16 protein-coding genes and 3 pseudogenes are annotated in these 20,320 nt (G+C 40.0%); 11 read left to right on the forward strand and 8 right to left on the reverse strand.

The window, feature by feature from the left end:
• The first annotated feature begins 9 nt into the window (after positions 1 to 9).
• Complete coding sequence (locus MTX11_RS13970) at positions 10 to 2,385, forward strand: heavy metal translocating P-type ATPase (RefSeq protein WP_004663996.1); 2,376 nt, start codon at positions 10 to 12, stop codon at positions 2,383 to 2,385.
• Positions 2,382 to 3,668, forward strand: coding sequence for an MgtC/SapB family protein (locus MTX11_RS13975; protein WP_243475391.1), 1,287 nt, complete (start codon positions 2,382 to 2,384; stop codon positions 3,666 to 3,668). Before MTX11_RS13970 ends, MTX11_RS13975 begins: the two co-directional genes overlap by 4 nt.
• A gap of 38 nt (positions 3,669 to 3,706) precedes the next feature.
• Here MTX11_RS13975 and MTX11_RS13980 read toward each other — a convergent pair whose 3' ends face one another.
• Both MTX11_RS13980 and MTX11_RS13985 read right to left on the reverse strand, forming a co-directional pair.
• A complete protein-coding gene (locus tag MTX11_RS13980) occupies positions 3,707 to 5,107 on the reverse strand; it encodes a heavy metal sensor histidine kinase (RefSeq protein WP_004281867.1) in 1,401 nt (466 codons plus the stop codon).
• Positions 5,100 to 5,780: a heavy metal response regulator transcription factor gene (locus tag MTX11_RS13985; RefSeq protein WP_004663993.1), complete on the reverse strand. Its 681-nt coding sequence runs from the start codon at positions 5,778 to 5,780 to the stop codon at positions 5,100 to 5,102. Before MTX11_RS13985 ends, MTX11_RS13980 begins: the two co-directional genes overlap by 8 nt.
• Positions 5,781 to 5,928: 148 nt before the next feature.
• Between MTX11_RS13985 and MTX11_RS13990 the strand changes: the two genes are divergently transcribed.
• From MTX11_RS13990 to MTX11_RS14005, 4 genes and pseudogenes are all read left to right on the forward strand, one after another.
• Entirely contained in the window at positions 5,929 to 6,225 is a 297-nt protein-coding gene (locus MTX11_RS13990) for a hypothetical protein (protein WP_005006338.1), read from the forward strand.
• An 89-nt stretch (positions 6,226 to 6,314) separates the two neighbouring features.
• Positions 6,315 to 8,228 (forward strand): copper resistance system multicopper oxidase, encoded by a 1,914-nt coding sequence (locus tag MTX11_RS13995; protein WP_101235195.1) that lies wholly within the window; start codon positions 6,315 to 6,317, stop codon positions 8,226 to 8,228.
• A complete protein-coding gene (locus MTX11_RS14000; protein ID WP_243475392.1) occupies positions 8,215 to 9,135 on the forward strand; it encodes a copper resistance protein B in 921 nt (306 codons plus the stop codon). Before MTX11_RS13995 ends, MTX11_RS14000 begins: the two co-directional genes overlap by 14 nt.
• Before the next feature lie 23 nt (positions 9,136 to 9,158).
• A pseudogene (locus MTX11_RS14005) lies at positions 9,159 to 9,356 on the forward strand (hypothetical protein); the annotation flags it as partial.
• 16 nt (positions 9,357 to 9,372) lie between these two features.
• Here MTX11_RS14005 and MTX11_RS14010 read toward each other — a convergent pair.
• The 5 genes and pseudogenes from MTX11_RS14010 to MTX11_RS14035 form a co-directional block, all read right to left on the reverse strand.
• Positions 9,373 to 9,510 (reverse strand): annotated as a pseudogene (locus tag MTX11_RS14010) (DDE-type integrase/transposase/recombinase); the annotation flags it as partial.
• Between the two features lie 85 nt (positions 9,511 to 9,595).
• On the reverse strand, positions 9,596 to 10,300 hold the full coding sequence (locus MTX11_RS14015) for an IS6-like element IS1007 family transposase (RefSeq protein WP_001067793.1): 705 nt from the start codon (positions 10,298 to 10,300) through the stop codon (positions 9,596 to 9,598).
• Positions 10,301 to 10,657: 357 nt separating this feature from the next.
• Complete coding sequence (locus tag MTX11_RS14020; protein ID WP_100358158.1) at positions 10,658 to 12,061, reverse strand: aminotransferase-like domain-containing protein; 1,404 nt, start codon at positions 12,059 to 12,061, stop codon at positions 10,658 to 10,660.
• A gap of 207 nt (positions 12,062 to 12,268) precedes the next feature.
• Entirely contained in the window at positions 12,269 to 13,273 is a 1,005-nt protein-coding gene (gene cydB, locus MTX11_RS14030) for a cytochrome d ubiquinol oxidase subunit II (protein ID WP_243475393.1), read from the reverse strand.
• On the reverse strand, positions 13,266 to 14,723 hold the full coding sequence (locus MTX11_RS14035) for a cytochrome ubiquinol oxidase subunit I (RefSeq protein ID WP_243475394.1): 1,458 nt from the start codon (positions 14,721 to 14,723) through the stop codon (positions 13,266 to 13,268). The genes cydB and MTX11_RS14035 overlap by 8 nt, the downstream gene beginning before the upstream one ends.
• A 291-nt stretch (positions 14,724 to 15,014) precedes the next feature.
• Between MTX11_RS14035 and MTX11_RS14040 the strand changes: the two genes are divergently transcribed.
• The 3 genes and pseudogenes from MTX11_RS14040 to MTX11_RS14050 form a co-directional block, all read left to right on the forward strand.
• A complete protein-coding gene (locus tag MTX11_RS14040) occupies positions 15,015 to 15,833 on the forward strand; it encodes a hypothetical protein (protein ID WP_243475395.1) in 819 nt (272 codons plus the stop codon).
• 36 nt (positions 15,834 to 15,869) lie between these two features.
• Positions 15,870 to 16,574 (forward strand): IS6 family transposase, encoded by a 705-nt coding sequence (locus tag MTX11_RS14045; protein ID WP_243475396.1) that lies wholly within the window; start codon positions 15,870 to 15,872, stop codon positions 16,572 to 16,574.
• Positions 16,575 to 16,622: 48 nt separating this feature from the next.
• Positions 16,623 to 17,063: pseudogene (locus MTX11_RS14050) on the forward strand (recombinase family protein); the annotation flags it as partial.
• Between the two features lie 225 nt (positions 17,064 to 17,288).
• Here the strand turns inward: MTX11_RS14050 and MTX11_RS14055 are convergent.
• Positions 17,289 to 17,639 carry a DUF3147 family protein gene (locus tag MTX11_RS14055; protein WP_004644745.1) on the reverse strand — a complete coding sequence of 117 codons (351 nt, stop codon included), beginning with the start codon at positions 17,637 to 17,639 and terminating at the stop codon, positions 17,289 to 17,291.
• A 190-nt stretch (positions 17,640 to 17,829) separates the two neighbouring features.
• Here MTX11_RS14055 and MTX11_RS14060 point away from each other — a divergent pair, with 190 nt between their 5' ends.
• Positions 17,830 to 18,756 (forward strand): chromate resistance protein ChrB domain-containing protein, encoded by a 927-nt coding sequence (locus MTX11_RS14060; RefSeq protein WP_005102070.1) that lies wholly within the window; start codon positions 17,830 to 17,832, stop codon positions 18,754 to 18,756.
• Positions 18,753 to 20,102, forward strand: coding sequence for a chromate efflux transporter (gene chrA, locus MTX11_RS14065; protein WP_243475397.1), 1,350 nt, complete (start codon positions 18,753 to 18,755; stop codon positions 20,100 to 20,102). The genes MTX11_RS14060 and chrA overlap by 4 nt, the downstream gene beginning before the upstream one ends.
• Positions 20,103 to 20,320: the final 218 nt, after the last annotated feature.

Here is a 20,320-nt window from a genome sequence, read left to right on the forward strand (position 1 = left end):
GAATTATTTATGTCAGATCAAAAAAATCATAACCAGGACCATATGGCACAGGCTACAACAGACGTACTGAAAGACCCAGTCTGTGGTATGACCGTCACTGAAGAATCGAAATACCATGAGGAATTTAAGGGGAAAACTTACTTTTTTTGCAGTGATAAATGTCAATCAAAGTTTCATAGCAGCCCGGTGCAATATATCGCTAAACCCGCAACGACGACTGCCGATGCACATACACAGCATCATCAGACTGTTCAACACGTTAATGCGGCAAGCACAACAGGTACGACCATCTATACATGCCCAATGCATCCAGAAATCAGGCAAGATCATCCTGGAAACTGTCCTAAATGCGGAATGACACTGGAGCCACTCATTCCTGAATTAGAGGAAGATGAGAATCCGGAGTTACGTGATTTCCGCCGACGCTTCTGGTGGACACTGCCATTGACCATCATCGTGACTTTTTTGGCGATGTTTGGTCATCAAATGAACCTGTTCAATATGGCTGTTCAGAGCTGGATTGAACTGGTGTTGTCACTCCCAATTGTACTTTGGGCAGGTTGGCCATTTTTTTCCCGGGGTTGGCAATCGGTTGTGAATCGCAGCCCGAACATGTGGACGCTGATTGGTTTGGGCACTGGAGCTGCATTTATTTATAGTGTGGTCGCAACCATTGCACCGCAAATCTTCCCAGACTCATTTATTTCCATGGGTCGTGTCGCTGTTTACTTTGAAGCTTCAGCGGTCATCATTTCATTGACCCTACTGGGACAAATATTGGAGTTAAAAGCACGTTCGCAAACTTCTGCTGCAATTAAGTCACTCCTTGGGCTCGCTCCTAAAACAGCTCGCCGAATCCTGCCTGATGGAACTGAAGAAGATGTTCCTCTAACGCATGTCCATGTAGGAGATTTACTCAGAATTCGCCCAGGTGAAAAAGTGCCTGTGGATGGTGTAATCACTGAAGGAAGTAGTTCAGTGGATGAATCGATGCTGACAGGTGAACCTTTACCTATCACTAAACGTATCGGCGATAAAGTCATTGGAGCTACCCTGAATACCAATGGTTCATTGATCATGCGTTCAGAGAAAATTGGTTCAAGTACCATGTTATCCCAGATCGTACAGATGGTGGCGCAAGCTCAACGATCGAGAGCACCAATGCAACGTATGGCTGATCAGGTAGCAGGTTGGTTCGTCATGGCTGTAGTGACCATTGCCTTGCTTACCTTCTTTGGATGGGGACTATTCGGCCCAGAAGAATCAAGCTGGGTTTATGCATTAATCAATGCTGTGGCAGTACTCATTATTGCCTGTCCTTGTGCACTAGGCTTGGCAACTCCAATGTCTATCATGGTTGCGACGGGTCAAGGTGCTACTCATGGTGTGCTGTTTCGTGATGCAGCAGCCATTGAGAATCTACGCAAGATTGACACACTAATCATCGATAAAACAGGTACGTTAACTGAAGGACGCCCTGTATTCGATCGTGTAGTTGCCGCATCAGATTTTGACGAATCTGAAGTATTACGTTTAGCCGCCAGTCTTGATCAAGGCAGTGAACACCCGCTAGCCGAAGCGATTGTAAACGCAGCACACGAACGTGGCCTGTCTCTTGAAACACCAGATAATTTTGAATCGGGCTCAGGGATTGGTGTTCGAGGTCAAGTGGGCGATCGTCAGTTAGCTTTGGGCAACACAGCACTGATGGAGCAATTGGGTATCTCGGTACAATCTCTGATTCCGCAAGCCGAAGAGCTGCGTTCGGAAGGTGCAAGTGTGATGCATCTAGCCATCAATGGTGAATTGGCCGGTCTGCTTGCAGTATCCGATCCCATCAAAAAAAATACCCCAGAAGCACTTGCCACCCTGAAGGAAGCGGGTCTACGTATCGTGATGGCAACAGGAGATGGTCTCACCACTGCCCGTTCAGTCGCAGCACGTCTAGGCATTGATGAGGTACATGGCGAAGTCAAACCCGCAGATAAACTAGAACTGGTCAGCAAATTGCAGAAGGAAGGTCGCATCGTGGCTATGGCTGGTGATGGCATCAATGATGCACCAGCCTTGGCTAAAGCTGATGTCGGTATCGCTATGGGAACCGGGACTGATGTTGCAATGAATAGTGCCCAAGTTACACTGGTCAAGGGAGATTTACGAGGGATTGCTGTTGCCCGTTCACTTTCGGAAGCTACTGTCGGCAACATGAAACAGAACCTCATGTTTGCTTTCCTTTACAATGCTTTGGGTATCCCTATCGCGGCTGGCGTACTATATCCATTTACCGGTTGGTTGTTGTCACCGATGATTGCCGCCTTGGCTATGAGTTTGAGTTCAGCTTCAGTCATCACGAATGCCCTTCGCCTGCGAAATAAAAAGTTATGATAGAGAGTTCTTTTCTTCCACCAGATGTACCAGGTCTTATTGCAGCACTTGCCATCGGCCTGCTCATTGGTTTAGAACGAGGATGGCACGATCGTGAATTGCCCGAGGGCAGCCGAGTAGCAGGCCTACGTACCTTCACATTGACAGGATTGCTCGGAGGAGTGCTCGGTCATTTACAACCAAACTTCGGGCCTTGGCCGCTGGTCGCGGCCGTATTAGGGCTTTCCTTATTATTAACAGTGTCCTACGCGCGTACCGCAAAACTTTCCGGTAATCTAAGCGCTACCACGACGATCGCGATGCTGTTGACATTAGTTTTAGGTGCATATGCATCCCATGGTAATGTTACTTTAGCATTAACCGCGGCTGTAATCGTCGCTGTATTTTTGGATCTCAAGCCAACCTTACACGGTTGGCTACGCTTGATAGAGCATCGTGAATTAACCGCATCCCTGCAGTTGCTGGTACTTTCTGTCGTTATATTACCCTACTTACCCAATACGGGTCTGGGACCTTTTGCTGCATTAAATCCTTACCAGTTATGGTGGGCAGTGATCCTGATTGCCGGACTCTCTCTGGCAGGTCATTTTGCCATGCGGCTTACCGGTTCAGAAAGAGGCATATTCTGGACAGGTCTATTGGGTGGTTTGGCATCTTCTACAGCTGCAACTGTCGCACTGGCACGCTATACACGCCAGCACCCCGTCATGGTCAGTGCTGCTATTTCTGGAACATTGGCTGCCTGTGGCATCATGTTTTTTCGTATGGTTGTGCTGATAGGCGTCATTGAGCCGCCAGCATTGCTAAGCACTTTTGGTGGTGCAATGATGATTGCGGGAATCCTTCTGCTGGGTATGGCATTGTGGAGACAACGCCAAATTACCAGCGCTGAAAACAACGATCGAACAATAGAAGCAATGGCTCCTTTTGATCTTGGGACAGCATTCAGCTTCGCTGCTTTCCTGGCTGTCATGGCAGTCTTGGTCCCGGCAGCAAAACAATGGTTGGGCACCAGCGGCATCTTCGTATTATCGACTATTTCTGGGCTAGCAGACGTAGATGCTATTTTAGTCTCACTTGCCCGCCTGCATAGTACTGAAGGCTTAACAACAAATGTGGCTGCTGTCGCGCTAGGGCTGGCCACACTGAGCAACATGTTAAGCAAAGCGACAATTGCATGGATGACAGGGGGGGCACAGTTTGGCCGAGCTATCATATTTGGCTACACAATTGCCATGATAGGTGCTGGCGTAGCTCTGGCTCTCAGTTTGAGCTTTATGTAAGGTCAACTCGGGTAAATGGAAGATGTTCAAAAAATGAGTTAAAATGATTCCCCTTGCATGGATTCACTTTGAAAAACAATGGTAAAAATGATTCGACCATTGAGGGATTCAGCCTGGATGGTCGCCCCAAGCATATCAAGAATAGATTTTGTTATGGCAAGCCCTAAGCCGGTTCCTTCTTCTGTTCTTTGTCTAGACGCATCTGTTCGATAAAAACGATCAAATAATCTGGATAGTTGTTCAGGAGAGAGTTCAGGGCCTTCATTTTCAATTGAAAATATTGTGTTATCTAAATTCTGTTGAAGTTTTATCTGTATTGTAGAATTCTTGTTTCCATATTTAACTGCATTAGACAATAGGTTGCTGAGTGCGCGACGTAACATAGCAGGATCACCTTTTACATTGCCAGATCCTGTTTGTTGAAGTGTCATATTTTTTTCGGCAGCTAGAGCGTCATAGAAATCAAATAAAGCGGTAACTTCTTTAATGAGGTCAATATTCTGTAAGTTCTGTAAATTTAAGCCATGTTCTGCTTTTGCCAAGAAAAGCATATCGGACACCATTCGAGCCAAACGTTCAAATTCTTCTAAATTAGAAAATAGTATTTCTTGATAAGTACCAATATCTCGGTTACGGGCGAGACATACTTGAGTTTGGGTCATTAAATTATTAATCGGTGTTCTAATTTCATGTGCTAAATCAGATGAAAAATCGGAAAGTTTTTCTAAAGCTGACTCTAGTCTGTCCAGCATAGCATTGAAGGCGATTGCCAATGATTTTAGTTCGGTTGGTGTATGCTCAACTTCTAAACGTTCTGAAAGATGTTGAGCAGAAATTCCTTCTGCGACCTTAGCCATTTTTTGCACTGGTCTTAAACCTCTCCAGGTTGCAAACCAACCTAAAAACATTAAACAAATTGTACCAGCCAAACCAATATACAAAAGTTGACGCTTAAAATCTTTTAGAAAATGTAGATGTTCTGATGTATCGATCCCAACAATAATTCGTACAGATTGTATTTCAGAATTTCTATTTATACCTGTAGTGTAGATCATGCCACGATAGGTCTTATTTTGAACTTGCCATTTAATCCATGAATTATTTGCTGACTTGATTAAATTTTGAGTATTAATGATTGAGGATGCTGAACTAAATAAAACTTTACCTGTCGGTCGTTCTATTTGGACCATAAGATCATGGTGTCCAACTAACGCATCTCTTAAATAAAGATTAAGTTCTGGAGAATTTTTAGGATGCTGTTGGAGAAGATTCTGAATAAGCTGGATTTTACCTTCTAATTGGGTACGGTCTTGAGTTTCAAAATGATGCATTACTAATTTATTTATGAACAAACCCATAATAATTAGAATGAAAATAGTAGATAATGAGAAAATGATACCGATCCGGAAACTGATCGCTCTGAATAAATTATTATTCATCCTCTACCTCTAGTACATACCCCATTCCTCGAATATTCTGAATTAATTTGGGAGTAAAGTTACTGTCAACTTTACTTCTTAATCGTTTAATAGCGACTTCAACGACATTCGTATCACTATCAAAGTTCATATCCCAAATTTGAGATGCAATAAGTGCTCTTGGTAGAATTTCACCTCTTCTACGCATAAAAAGCTCCATAAGCGCAAATTCTTTAGCCGTCAGATCAATGCGTTGACCTGCTCGTGTTACCCGACGTTTTCTCAAATCAAGTTCTAAATCAGCAATCTTAATAATATTATTATCTTCTCTTTGTTGCCCTCGTCTAAGGAGCGTTTTTATTCGAGCTAGAAGCTCTGCAAAAGCAAAAGGCTTTACTAAATAATCATCAGCGCCTAACTCTAAACCTTTTACTCGATCTTCGATTTGATCTCGGGCGGTAAGAAAAAGAATGGGCATTGTTTTACCGCTGCTACGAATATCATTGATAATATTCCAACCATTTAGTCCAGGTAACATCACGTCTAAAATAATTAAGTCATACTCTTCAGAAAGAGCTTGATGTTTACCCGTTAACCCATCTGTAACCCAGTCCGTAATATAGCCAGCTTCGGATAAACCTTGCTTGAGATAATCACCAGTTTTTTGTTCATCTTCAACTAATAGTATTCTCATTTCCGAATCCTAAGTCATTCATTAAAACTATAATAACGTTATAAAACATCTGATCGAGATAGATTACAAAAATGTCATTTTCAAGTCACTTAGATGTTCAGTGCTTCACTTTATTGTAGTAGCAAGAAATTAACTTTTAGAGAAACTTATGAAAACTGTAGTGCGTCGTAGTCTAACAATTTTAATGTGTGCTGGAACTTTAATTGCTGGTACTCAATCTTGGGCAAAAGATGTATCAACCTCAAGTGCCACTAAAACGGTAAAAGCACAGGAACCTTGTACAAAACCTTGTAAAATGGAAAAAGATGACAAGACTCAGCAAGATCATAGTCAACATCAGTCTCCTAACTCATCTGACATGTCAAAAATGGATCATTCTATGATGAATATGGACCATTCTAAAATGGATCATTCAAAGATGAATATGCCTGGTAGCAATAAATAATTTTATAAATAGCGAGAAAGAAGTATTAAAGTTTATACTAAATATTTGCTTTATTACTTCAATCTTGACCTTTCTAAAGGTGAGATAGAATGTCAAAAAAGTTAAGTCATATACTCTTAATTGGAGTTGGTTTATTTTCATCAACTTGGGTAATGGCGGCAGTTAAAGAATATGATTTAACAATCGCTGAACAAACTGTAAATATCACAGGAAAACCAGTTGAGAGAATTACTGTAAATGGTAAATTCGTTGCACCACTTCTTGAATTTGAAGAAGGTGATGAGGCCGTTATCCGTGTTCACAATAAGTTAAAAAATCAGGACTCTTCAATCCATTGGCATGGCTTATTATTACCTGGAATTATGGATGGTGTACCTGGATTTAACAAATTTAATGGCATTGCCCCTAATAAAACTTATGAATATAAGTTTAAAGTCCGCCAAAATGGTACTTATTGGTATCATTCACATAGTAAAGGACAAGAACAAGACGGTTTATATGGTGCTTTTGTTATTTATCCTAAAGATAAAACTCCACTAACAGCTGCTGAAAAAACCGATAAAGATTACGTTGTTTTGCTTTCTGATTTTCATAATTCAACAAGTGATCAAATTATGAAAAATCTTAAAAAAGAAGCAGATTACTATCAGAACCGTCGCGAAACAGTATTCGATGTATTAAAACAAGTTAAACGTGATGGATTAAAGGCAACTTGGCAAGACCGCTCTATGTGGAATCAGATGCGGATGTTGAAAACAGATATGTCCGATGTGACTGGTTATACATTTTTAATGAATGGCAAAACACCTCAGCAAAACTGGACCGGTAACTTCAAAGCTGGTGAAAAAGTTCGCCTTCGTTTTATTAATGCTTCCGCTATGTCATTCTTTGATGTACGCATTCCAAACCTAAAAATGACTGTAGTCAGTGCTGATGGTCAACCTGTAAAGCCCGTTCCTGTAGATGAGTTCCGTATTGGTACTGCTGAAACCTATGATGTCATTGTGGAACCAAAACAAGCACATTACCAAATTGAAGCTGAATCTATTGATCGCACCGGTTTTTCAGTGGGAACATTACATGAAGAAAGCAGCCCAGCAGTCAAACAAATTGAGATGCCTAAATCTCGCCCTCGTGCTTTATTAACTATGGAAGATATGGGGATGAGCCATGACATGTCATCTATGAAAGATATGAATCACGATATGTCTTCTATGAAAGGTATGGATCATGATATGTCTTCTATGAAAGGCATGAATCACGATATGTCTTCTATGAAAGGTATGGATCATGATATGTCTTCAATGAAAGATATGAATCATGATATGTCTTCTATGAAAGGCATGAATCACGATATGTCTTCTATGAAAGGTATGGATCATGATATGTCTTCTATGAAAGGTATGGATCATGATATGCCGATGAATAGCGCTACTGTTAAGGCGGCTTCAGACAAGAATGATAATACCGTATTTGGATGGGCAAATGCTTCAACACCTGAAGGTAATAAAGCATTGCAATATAGTGATTTGCAATCGTTAGATCCTCAAAAAGACACTCGTGCAGCTGAACGTGAAATAGAGATCCGTCTTGGTGGAAACATGGAGCGTTATATTTGGACAATAAATGGTAAAAAATTTAATGAAGCCGACCCACTAGTGGTGAAGTATGGTGAACGTATTCGCTTAAAATTTGTCAATGACAGTATGATGGCTCACCCAATGCACTTACATGGCATGTTTATGCAGCTTGAGAATGGTCAGGATCCAAGCAATATGCCAAACAAACATACGGTAATTGTTCCACCTGGGAAAACGATAACCACTCTACTCACAGCTGATGAGTTAGGTGAGTGGGCTATTCATTGTCACCTGCTTTACCATATGAGTGCAGGAATGATGAATAAACTCATTGTAGCTCAAGTGGAAGATGGTAATTCTACAAAGACTGTTCCTCAGTCCCAAGTAAATGAGAAGGGAGTAAATCCACATGCACATCACTAATAATTTGTTTTCAAAAACAACTTTGATGATTGCGCTATTTGGATTATCAAATCTAACGTTCGCTAAAAATGAAACTCCTGTACAAGACAGTAATATTACAAAAAATATGAAAATTCTTTTACAGGAATCTGGAGGATTAAAGTATTCCCTTCAAGAGCGTTATCCAGAATATTATTCAATGGAAAATGCGAATATGGGGGATAAGAGTGTCCAGATTGCGCTTGAGAACTCTAACTCACCTCATGACAATCATCTTAAAGAACATGGTGGACAAATTTATCAAACGACAAAATTTGAAAATGAATGGATGGTTGATGAAGACGGTAAGGGCAACCTAGGAACAAAGTTTGAAACTTTAATTGGAACAGATGAAAATCGTCTATTTATTGAAGCCAATTCGGAAAAGTTAGAAAGTAATGATCCAAAATATGCTGTATCAGCACTTTATAGCCGTAACGTAGCCCCATTTTGGGATGCACAAGCTGGGGTAAGATATAGTGAAGATAAAAATAACAGCAGCAGCGATCGAGTGGATGGGGTTATTGGTATATTAGGTCTAGCTCCTTATTTCTTTGAAACACAAGCATATCTTTATGGCGGTGAGAATAATTTTTGGGGAGCAAGTTTTGAATTAGAACGTGATTTGCTTTTAACTCAGAAACTTATTACTCAACCTTATATCGAAGCAGATGTAATATTTAGCGATGATTCTAACTATGCTGCAAAATCAGGTTTATCAGAACTAAAAACTGGTATCAAAACCCGATATGAGATTACTAAGCGAATTAAACCTTTCATTGATGTTGCTTACCAATATGAAAAAGGACAGAAAGCCACTTCTATGCAAGAGGCAACAGAGTCTGAAAAGGGATGGAAATATGGTGCAGGCATCGAATTAGTTTTTTAAAATAGTATGATTTGGATTCATGAATGGTAGCTTCGGCTACTATTCATGAATTATTACTATTTATTTTCGAATCTGTAAAACTAAAAAAGCTTAATTTTTGGTCTATTTTTATGCAGTGGTTAAAAACATGCTTATCGCTGTTTTTATCGTTTGCTATTCTTTTAGTAGGATCGGCTGCTACTACTTCGTCTGTACATCATCGGTGTTTAATGCCATCTGAATAGATGCATGTGGCATAGCCGTCTTCATCGATTTGAATCCTAAAGTGGCCCTAATGATCCGCTTTAGCTTGCCATGATTACATTCGATCACGTTATTTTTATACTTAACCTGCCTGTGCTCAAGATCTGGTGGACATTTTCTTTCCCATTTTAACCGTGACAAAGCACCTCCATATGTGTGCTTTATCGGCACTGTTGCAAATAGGGATCTGAGTCAATGATTTTCCCTTCAAAAAAGCTTAGAGACCGAAAACTCTATTTACTAGCCAAACTTCTCCTAGAATATTACCGTTATAAAATAATGAAGCTTGTCCTTTGCGTAGAGCACGCATAACCTCAATTCCTTTAATTGTGGCATAAGCCGTTTTCATAGACTTGAATCCCAACGTAGCCTTGATGATCCGTTTGAGCTTGCCATGATCACATTCAATCACGTTATTCTTGTATTTAATCTGTCGATGGTCCAGGTCTTCAGGACACTTTCCTTCCTGTTTTAGTCGCGACAAAGCACGGCCATAGGTATGAGCCTTATCAGTGTTTATGACTCGTGGAATCTGCCATTTTTTGACATGATTCAAAATCTTACCAAGAAAACAATAAGCTGAATGGGTATTTCGTCTAGCAGAAAGATAGAAATCAAGAGTATGGCCACGTTGGTCAACTGCACGGTATAGATATGCCCATTTGCCATTCACTTTTACGTAAGTTTCATCCAGATGCCATAAATGTCGATCTGTAGGATTACGCCAATACCAACGTAAACGTTTTTCCATTTCTGGAGCATAACGCTGAACCCAGCGATAAATTGTGGTGTGATCAACATTAACTCCACGTTCAGCGAGCATTTCCTGAAGTTCACGATAGCTGATGCCATATTTACAATACCAACGAACAGCCCAAAGAATGATTTCACCTTGAAAGTGCCGACCGTGGAAGGGATTCATCTGCTGTATCTCGAAATAAATAAGATATTTAGCTTATCATGTCAGCCTATTTGCAACAGTGCCAAAGCATTTGGTATCAGCCGGCAGGCTGTATATCGATATTTGTCTAGAAGAGAAGATTAGTGCCTAAGGGACTTGATAAGAGTCATGTGATAAAAACCTAGCGTTTAACCTCGTATTTAATTTCAAATTTTTTTAGCTTGGAGATGAGGGTAGTAGGGTTAATTCCTCCAACCTCGTACTGCAAAGTTTGGAGTTAGTTATAGTTTCTAATCTTAAACAAGGCCTGCATTCATGCTGGCTTTCTGGCTATATTTAAAAATTTCAAATTCTCTTATTTGTTCCTATTTCTGCAGCTCATGACTGCATCTCGGAAATTTGTTCAATTAAGAGATCAAGTGCTTGGATGATGGCTTCATTCATTTCGAAGGAACAGTTGATACGGATGTGATTTTGCTTTTTATTCTTACGATAAAAAAGAATGCTGGGCGCAATTCCAATCTTGTTCTGGATCATTTTTTCATAAATGTGGCTACTATCCACCTCTTCAGGGAGCGTCACCCACAGAAAATAACCAGAGGGATAATAATGCACCGTACAATTTTCAGGTAAGTTCTTGTTGAGATACTGAAAATACTGATTTTTAAGGCGTTTTAAGGTTGTGCGTAGACCTTTTAAATGTTTTTCATAATGACGGTGGGAAAGGTAATCCACCAATGCATTTTGAATGAAGGAGTTCACTGAAATGGTACTCATCAATTGTAGATGTTGTATATGTTCAGAAAACTTCCCTGCATATACCCAGCCAACACGGAAACCTGCTCCCAAAGTTTTGGAAAAAGAAGAGCAGTGCAAGACAAAGTTTTGCTGATCATAATACTTCATGGATAGAGGTCGTTTTTGATCATAATAAAGCTCTTCATAGACATCATCTTCAATCAAAAAAATTTCATGCTGATGTAACAGTTTAGCCAATTCAAATTTAATCTCGTCACTGACTGTAAATCCAATTGGATTATGGCTGTTCAGCATCAGTAGACAGACTTTAATTGGATAGCTTGTAATGGCTTTTTTAAAGGCCTCTAAATCCACCCCATGTAATGGGTGTTCTGGAATGGTGATAACTTTTAACCCTAAATTTTCGGCTGCTTGCCATGCTCCATAGAAAATCGTTTCTTGTAGGAGGATATAATCACCTGCTTGGGTCATAGCTCTTAAGGATAGATTTAAAGCATCCAGTCCACCTGAAGTAATTACAATATCCGAAGAATCGGTGGGAATACCTTGCATACAATAGCGTTGAGCGATCAGTTTCCGGAGCTCGTAGTTTCCAGGCGGTAAGCTCGGCATTTGCTCATAGCTGACTCGGTATTTTGCTTGTTGTGCTAAGGTCTTCATCAGCTTTGGGGAGTAAAGCAGTTGGCTATCGGGAAAGGCACTTCCTAAGGGAATAATTTTTTCAGATTGAATGGATTTTAAATAACGGAATACCAGTGAGTTAATCTCAATTTTTTCATTCACAATGACTTTTTTTGCGAGTGCAGCTTGTAAGGGATTTTCTGCAACAAAGTAACCTAATTTTTCTTTTGAATAGATCAGACCTCGTGCTTCCAGTTCCTGATAGGCATTCAAAACTGTCATTAAGCTAAATCCAGAAATTTCGACTTGTTGTCTTAAAGAGGGAAGTTTCTCATCTGCCTTCCAAGCCCCTGTTTCAATAAGATGTTTGAGGCTTAAAGCGAGTTGTTCTGATTTATACATAAGGACATGCTCTTATGAGAAAGGGATAGCCGTGATTACATGGCTATCCGAGGTTTTATCAAATATGCTTTTAATAGGCCAAGCTGAGTAGCAGTCTAAAAAAGCCAGCAATTAAGCCTAAGGATAGGAAACCAAAACACCATAATAATATGAACCATGCTGTAGGATTCAAACGATTTTGCATTTTTTTCATGAGGGTCACCTTGCTTAATGATAGCCTTCATCACCAATACGCACTTTGTCACGGAACACCCAGTAGGACAAAAAGGTATAAACCAGAATAATCGGAATCAGAATGACAGCACCGACCAGTGCAAATTTCATACTCGACTCAGGAGCAGCAGCTTGCCAGATGGAAACAGTTGGCGGGATGATGTTAGGCCATAAACTAATCACAAAACCCGTAAAGGCCAGAAATACTAGTCCCAACGTTAAAACAAAGGGTTGAGCTTCTTTTCGCTGTGAACATGCTTTCAAAATAAGTCCAGAGCAGATCAGCACCAAAACAGGCACAGGACTGAAATAGAACAGATTCGGTAAGCTAAACCAGCGCTGTGCAATTTCAGGTTGGCTGATGGGGGTGTAGATACTAACTGCGCCAAAGACAATCAATAAGGAAATAATGAGCTTCGGCATCAGCGCATACATTTTCGCTTGTAAATCTGCCTCGGTTTTCATGATGAGCCATGCGCAGCCTAATGCGCTATACATGATAACCACCCCCAAGCCCACGAACAAAGAGAATGGAGTCAGCCAGTCAAGTGCGCCACCACTATAAATACCATTTTGCGTTTCAATTCCTTGAATATAAGCCCCCAGAATGACTCCTTGGAAGAAACTGGAAAAGAATGAACCCCAAATAAATGCTTGATCCCATAGCGGCTTGCTACGACGGGCTTTAAAGCGGAATTCAAAAGCCACGCCTCGGAAAATCAAAGCCACTACCATAAAAATGATGGGTAAATACAAGGCGGATAACACGGTGGAATACACTAAAGGAAAGGCAGCAAATAGACCAGCGCCACCCAAGACCATCCACGTTTCATTACCATCCCAGACAGGGGCAACGGTATTCATCATCACATCGCGTTCTTGATGTCCTTGAATAAATGGGAACAGTATGCCAATGCCCAGATCAAATCCATCCATAACCACGTAAATCAATACACCCAAGCCAATGATACCGACCCAGACTAATGCAAGATCAATCATGATACTGCTCCTTATTTTTAGGTGTTTGGCTCGATGAACCATCAATTGCTTCATCGACAGCACTCAATGGTCGCATTGGCGTTTTAAAGTGCCCAAGACCTACAAGCTGCTGATCAACACTGTCTATATGTACGGGTCCTGCCTTGATTAATTTCAGCATGTAATAGATACCTGTGCCGAAAACCACGGTATAGACCAGTACAAAAATGATCAGACTGAGACCGACTTGTTCAGCGGTGACGGTATGCGATAGACCATGTTGGGTACGAATCACGCCATACACTACCCAAGGCTGTCTGCCGACTTCCGTGGTAACCCAACCTGCGAGTAAAGCGATATAACCTGTAGGTCCCATAATGGTGGCAAACTTATGAAACCAGCGGCTTTCATATAATCGGTCTTGTTTACGTAGCCATAAAGCAGTCAGTGACATCAACACCATGAGCATACCGAGTCCTACCATCACACGGAAACTCCAGAACACGATTGGAACAGGTGGACGATCCTCAGGGGCGAAGTCTTTTAAGCCTGTGACTTTACCATCCATAGAATGGGTTAAAATTAAGCTACCTAAATTCGGGATGCCTAGCTCAAAGGCATTACGTTCGTTCTGCATATCGGGTAAAGCGAATAACAGTAAGGGCATACCATGATCATGATTGGTTTCCCAGTGACCTTCAATTGCAGCCAATTTAGTGGGTTGATGTTCAAGGGTATTCAGACCGTGCTGATCCCCAATCACCACTTGTAGGCAGGAAGTGACGAGCACCATCCACAGTCCCATAGAGAAGGATTTTTTGATTAGCGCATCGCGACGACCTTTGAGTAAATGCCATGAAGCTGTACCTACAACCAATAATGAAGATACAAGGAAAGCCGCGGTTGCCATATGCGCAAAGCGATAAGGGAAGGATGGGTTAAACACAATTGCCCACCAATCAGATGGGACAATGATGCCAGTTTCGATAGAAAAGCCTTGCGGGGTCTGCATCCAGCTGTTGGAGGATAAAATCCAGAACATGGAAATACAAGTCCCAATAGCAACCATCAAGGTCGCAAAAAAGTGTGCCTTAGGACTGACACGTCCCCAACCGAACAGCATGATGCCGAGAAAGCCAGCTTCAAGGAAGAAGGCGCTTAGCACTTCATAAGTCAGTAATGGACCAGTGACCGAACCGGCAATACGAGAGAATTCACTCCAGTTGGTTCCAAACTGATATGCCATGACAATGCCTGATACCACACCCATGGCAAAGGCGACGGCAAAAATCTTAATCCAGTATTTAAACAGATCTTTGTAAATCGGGTTTTGGGTACGCAACCATTTCCATTCCAGCAGTGCCAGAAAGCAGGCCAAGCCAATGGATGTCGCAGGGAAGATAATGTGAAAAGAAACTGTAAAGGCAAATTGAATTCGTGCGAGTTCAAGTGCAGTTAAGCCGAGGCTCATAGAACCTCCCATTTTAGACATGGGTTTCTGAGATTTTTTAAATTAACACTATTTATTTTAGTGTTATAAAAAATTATAGATCGTTTCATCAAAACTACCTACTTTGAATAATGATCCCGATTTTGCAGGACACAGAATTCAAGATGTAGGTACAAGAACAGGTCATATAAAATATAACAGAGAAAGTATATAAAAATACTCTGTTATATTTATACAGCACAATTCTGTAACTACTGCTGAGTTGAAAAACAATCAAAATAACGAACATGAATCAATCTAGATGGTAATGAAATGTTTGTTACAGAGAGCTTGAATAGAATTCCTGAGATCGTTGAACAAGAAGCTTTTTCAGCGAAGTTGAAAAATATACTGACACAGAAATTCGTGAATTTAGAAGCAATGCTGCTGCGTGCGAAGGTGCTACGTGAACTTTCCAAGGCGAAAGTTGATTATATTGTGCAGTCGGCAATTCAGCCTGAGCAGGCAAGTTTGGCTTACATATTTGCGCCTTTTATTCTGGGAAATTTAAATCAAAGCACCATCTATCATACTCAAGCAACTGTACCAGTACTGATTTTATTGAACCGTTACTATGAGGTGGAGAAAAAGCTGCACTTGAAAGTAGATGATATACTACCAGTCCTGAACATTTATTTAGATCTGCATGATACAGACTTGGATGAGGTAGATTTTTTCTATTACGCCTTGCTCAATGCTTTGTGCCGAGCAGATGTAACTCAGATTTATTTAATTACTCAATTAAAGCTTGATGCCCAAAAAATAGCGGCGGTTGAAAAGTTTTTTAAGATCAAAATTCATCTTATTTCAACTGATCCATCGGACAAAATCATGAACTGTGCAGAATTAAACATGCGTCAGTTATTATTTAAACATAAAGATCAACAGTATATCGAATTGTGTGAAAAGTTCTCCAAATTTAATGCACAGTTGCTCTCGTTGAGTGGTCGTTATAACCCAGTTCAAGCCAAGCAACTGGTAGAAGATATGTTTTATGCCGAGCATATTTATGAAAAATTATCTGTCTATGCCGAGTATATGCAGACCTGTCTACAGAATATGGTCGACACTGTTGCAAAGAGGCTGACATGATAAGCTAAATATCTTATTTATTTCGAGATACAGCAGATGAATCCCTTCCACGGTCGGCACTTTCAAGGTGAAATCATTCTTTGGGCTGTTCGTTGGTATTGTAAATATGGCATCAGCTATCGTGAACTTCAAGAAATGCTCGCTGAACGAGGCATCAATGTGGATCACAGTACAATTTATCGTTGGGTTCAGCATTATGCTCCAGAAATGGAAAAACGGTTACGCTGGTATTGGCGTAATCCTACAGATTTACATTCATGGCCTATGGATGAGACTTATATCAAAGTGAAGGGGCGATGGACTTACCTGTATCGTGCAGTTGATCAACGGGGTCATACGATTGAATTTTACCTTTCCGCTAGACGGAACAGTAAATCAGCCTATAGTTTTCTAGGAAAGATCTTCAATACGGTGAAAAAATGGCAAATTCCACGGGTCATCAATACAGATAAAGCAGCGACCTATGGCCATGCTTTATCACGATTAAAGCGAGAAGGAAAATGTCCAGTAGATATTGAGCACAGGCAGATTAAGTATAAAAATAATGTCATTGAATGTGATCATGGTAAGTTAAAGAGAATCATCAGGGCCACATTAGGATTCAAATCTATGAAGACGGCTTATGCCACAATTAAAGGTATTGAAGTCATGCGTGCACTACGTAAAGGACAAGCATCGTCATTTTATTATGGTCAGCCTCAGGGTGAAGTGTGTCTAACCAACAGGGTTTTCGGTCTCTAAGCCCTTTTAAAGGGAACTTCATCGACTCAAATCCCTATTTGCAACAGTCCCAAATTTCAAGAGATGATGAACTGTGTTCGGGAAGGGGACAGAGTGATTGTACATTCCATGGATCGTTTTGTACGAAGCCTAAAAGATTTGGTTACTGAAGTAGATAAATTGGTTAAACGAGGGATCGCTATCCAGTTTGTAAAAGAAAATGTTACTTTTACGGCCCAATCCATCTCGATCGATAATTTGATGCTGCAACTGATGGGTGCTTTTGCACAGTTCGAACGTGAGATCATTTTAGAGCGGCAAAAGGAAGGAATAAAACTCGCTTTAGCTCAAGGGAAGTACAAAGGTCGGGTGCATAAACTAAAGCCTGACCAAGTTGAAGCTTTACGACAAGCATGGAAGGAGGGGAAGTATCCATCGAAAATGGCATTAGGGAAAGCTTTTGGAATTAGTCGTCAGGCGGTATACCGATATTTAAAAGTCATCGAATAGCTTATTGGGATTGGCAACTAAATTTAGTTTAACTTATAAAAATCATGAAACATTGTTCGAATTTCAAGCGTGGAACATGAATAATCAATAAAAAGCCGCTCTGGTGCCCTATACTCCAGAACGACTTAATCTAATATACTGAAATTTAATTATAAATATCAAGTATTTCGTATAAGGTGTATTATGTTAATTTTAGAAAAACTAACATTCATGCCCCTAGTTCATTTACAGCAAATCAATACCGAAATGGTGCAATATAGCTGCCCATGCAAGAAAAAGAAGAATGGTCATTACGTAGCAAATGGCTAGAGATAGCCAAAATCCATAACGCTGATAAAGTATTGGGAATGCTAAAAACATAGGTAATGTCGGTACTACATACCAAAAGGTATACCAAGCATGATTTGAAATTTTCTGCGGGTCTTGATTCTCAAGTTTCATCCATATCAGCACAAGTATCGTTACGATAGGTAAGGCTGCAATCAATCCGCCTAGACGGTCACTACGTTTAGCAACTTCTGAAATAAGTATGACCATTCCAGCAGTTAGAGCGTACTTAGCAATAAGCCAGACCATGTGCATTTCCTAGATGAATAGATTTATAAAGTTCTATTTTACAAACTGCTAAGTTATAAGCATCTGTTGAATTTACTATTAAAGGATAGAAAAATCTTTTATGACTTTTACATATATTCTTATTAAAGGAAAACTATTTTTAATCCTTTAAAATTGTTATAAGATAAACAAAATTTGTTGATTTTATAACATGAAAATATCATTACTGATCTCATCACTTCCCAGTCAAAGCACAACCGCAAGAATGCGAATTTGGCGTTCATTAAAGTCAAATGGTGCAGCAACTTTAAGAGATGGTGTTTACCTCTTACCCGAAGCACATTCTGAAAAATTCGAGTCTGTTGTTCATGATCATCTTAATGAACATGGGCATGCCTATATCTTTCAGACTGAACCTCCTGCACATTTAGACCTTGCTCAACTTTTCGACAGGACTGGAGAATATGAAGAACTGAGAACTGAAATTTCACAAATACAAAATACGCTTGAGGAAAATAAGAAAAAAGAACATCTCAAACAGATTCGAAAATTAAGAAAAAACCTCAATTCACTGATAGAAATAGATTTTTTCCCAAATACTCATCAAAGCAAAACACTGAATGAACTCACCCGATTAGAACAAGTTATTGCCCGGTTAGGTGAATACGATGAACCCAATAATTTTGAACAGCAATTAAAAGTCCTATGCAAGCAAGATTTTCAAAATAAAATCTGGGCAACCAGAAAGCGTCCTTGGGTTGACCGTTTGGCATCGGCATGGATCATTCAGAAATTTGTAGACCCTCAGGCAAAATTTATTTGGTTAGAGCATCCCAATGATTGCCCCAAAGATACCTTAGGTTTTGATTTTGATGATGCCCAATTTACCCATATCAATCATCTAGTCACTTTTGAAGTGTTAATGCATAGCTTTGAATTACAAAACCCTGCTTTAAATAAAATCGCTGAAATTGTTCATTTTTTAGATGTTGGGGGAAATGAGCCTGCCGAAGCCTTAGGCATTGAAAAAATCTTGCAAGGCTTAAGAAGCACGATCACAGATGATGATCAATTACTCCATCTTTCAAACCATATTTTTGATGGCTTATATGCAGACTTTCAAAGGAATTTAATATGAATAATAAGCCATCTTTAATAGATGAAACAGAAATTGAATCTATCAGCTTTTGGCAAGCATTCAAATTTTGGTTAAAACTGGGATTCATTAGCTTTGGTGGCCCTGCCGGGCAAATCGCTGTTATGCACCAAGAGTTAGTTGAAGAAAAAAAATGGATTTCAGAACAGCGTTTTATGCACGCATTGAATTATTGCATGCTCTTACCCGGCCCCGAAGCTCAACAACTTGCAACTTATATTGGCTGGTTAATGCATAAAACCAAAGGTGGCATCGTTGCAGGGGTTTTATTTGTTCTACCTTCTCTTTTTATCCTCATTGGGCTGTCTTGGGTCTATGTGAAATATGGCGACGTCCCGATCATTGCCGGTTTGTTTTATGGCATTAAGCCCGCAGTTGCCGCAATTGTATTTCATGCCACGTATCGTATTGGCAGTCGTTCATTAAAGAATAAATTTCTATGGGCGATTGCAGTTATCGCTTTTCTTGCAATATTTATTTTTAATATTCCTTTCCCTTTAATCGTTTTATGTGCAGCGATATCGGGTTATTTGGTCGGTAAAAAGTATCCTGATTTATTTAAGCTAAATGCACATCAGTCCAGTCAAAAATCCTATGGATGTGCAATTATTGATGATGATACCCCTACACCTGAACATGCTGTTTTTAAATGGTCTCATCTGATCAAAATAACTGTAATTTCAGCACTTTTATGGGCAATTCCACTCATCTCTTTAACAGCAGTTTTGGGATGGAGTCATTCTTATACTCAACTGGCTTGGTTCTTTACTAAAGCTGCACTTCTGACATTTGGTGGTGCTTATGCTGTTCTGCCTTACGTTTATCAAGGCGCTGTCGGTTTTTATCACTGGCTCACCCCAACTCAAATGATCGATGGTTTAGCCCTAGGTGAAAGTACTCCCGGCCCATTGATCATGGTGGTGGCTTTTGTCGGCTTCTTAGCAGCTTATAACCATTCGCTGTTGGGTGCTGAACATCAATTTATTGCAGGTGCATTAGGTGCAATCATCGTCACGTGGTTTACTTTTATTTTCTCATTTTTCTTTATCTTAGCCGGAGCACCTGTTATAGAGTCCACACACAATCAAATTAAATTTACTGCCCCTTTAACCGCCATTACCGCTGCCGTGGTGGGCGTAATTTTAAATTTGGCACTCTTTTTATGTTACCACGTGCTTTGGCCACAGGGTTTTGAAGGGAATTTTGATTATATCTCTGCCATTATTGCAATTTTAGCTGTAGTCGCATTATTTAAATTTAATCAAAGTGTGCTCAGAGTCATCATCGGTTCTGCTTTAGTGGGTTTAACGATTAAAATTTTACTATAAAGAATGAACACTAGAGGTATGGATAAAAAATCTATGCTTCTTTTGACACGATTCAAGGTATCTTCTTTCATATAAAAAATTAAAGAATATTCCACTAAATCACTCCCCATTTAACATAATGGCGGTTATACGAAGTACACTTGTTAGAACCCATTTAAAGTGTCTATATTCTCACCAATAAAAATGTCTGGTTTATGATGGTTTTTATCACCATGGAC

Origin of the sequence: Acinetobacter lwoffii, from assembly GCF_022809915.1 — a bacterium.
In the GTDB taxonomy this organism is placed as follows: domain Bacteria; phylum Pseudomonadota; class Gammaproteobacteria; order Pseudomonadales; family Moraxellaceae; genus Acinetobacter; species Acinetobacter lwoffii_M.